Source organism: Arhodomonas sp. KWT, assembly GCF_010993615.1.
Map to the genome: position 1 here is coordinate 1 of NZ_WNXE01000187.1, position 1,136 is coordinate 1,136.

A 1,136-nucleotide genomic window follows, 5' to 3' on the forward strand; every position below is an offset into this window, starting at 1 on the left:
TGCCCCACGGAAACGCCCCGTTGCCCTGCTACACTCGTCGCCGCAATACCGCGACAGAGGACCACCATGCAGGACGCTGACAGTCTCCTCCAGGAAAACGGCGACATCGCCGCACGTCTCGACCTGGCGTGTTACCTGCTGCGGTGCACGAGCAATGTCGTCATCGTCACCCTGGACGGCGAACTGACCGCCAGCGGAGTGGCTGCCCAGCTGGCCCGGGCCCTTGCCGGCGGGAGTGAAACAGCGGCCGCGATCATCGACGTGACGACGGCGCACAACAACGACCACCTGGCCGAACGCCTGCTCCTCGACCCGGGCACGGACCCGGGGGAACCGGCAGCGGCGGATCAGCTCTCGCGCCGGCTCAGGAGCCGTAATCTCTCCCTGGCCGTGGTCGTGGAGGATGCGCACGGGCTCTCGGCACGCATCCTCCAGTCCCTGCTCACCCTGAGCCGACTCGTCAGCCAGCGCGACGCGAACATGCCCATCGCCCTGCTCTGTCCCGAGGCGGAGGCGGACCGGCTGGAGGTCCTCGCCCAGGAGGCCGGACGGGCGGCGGACCAGATCCAGCGCATCCGTCTGGCGCCGCCGGAATCAGAAGCAACCGCAGCCGCGGCAGCACCCGTGACGCGGCGCCGCCGTATTCATCCCGTCTGGCTCGCGCCGCCGCTCGGCGCGGTGGCGGTCGGCGTCCTCACCTACGCACTCCTCGCCGGCGGACCGGACACCGGGGACACCAGGACCACCTCGCTCGATATCGAGCCGGAGCCGGCGTCCAACACCGCGAGCGCAACGCTCGCGGACGACTCAACCACCGACGGAGACCAGGGCTCCGCCGATCCGGTAGCCGGCGCCGATACGAAGCGCGTCGACGTCCCCGACACGGGTGACACGCCGCCCTCGGTGAGCCTCCCGCCGGAGATCGCCGCGGGCAGCGCCCTGCTCAACCGGCCCATCCCGGCGCTGCCCGACGCACTGATTGAGACGATCGAACGCAACGAGACCGACACAACCGACAACGGCGAGGGGGAGACCGCCACCGAAATCGCGAGCGCGGACGCCGCCGCACCGCCAGCCAGCGGCGCGGGTTCGAGTGACGGCGAGACCGGGACGTCCGCAGGTGAGCCCACGCCGGC

General features: G+C 71.0%; 1 protein-coding gene. It reads left to right on the forward strand.

The window, feature by feature from the left end:
* Window positions 1-66: 66 nt before the first annotated feature.
* Window positions 67-1,136 (forward strand): hypothetical protein (locus G7A99_RS16280; protein WP_205599879.1); only part of this gene is annotated, 1,070 nt, incomplete at its 3' end.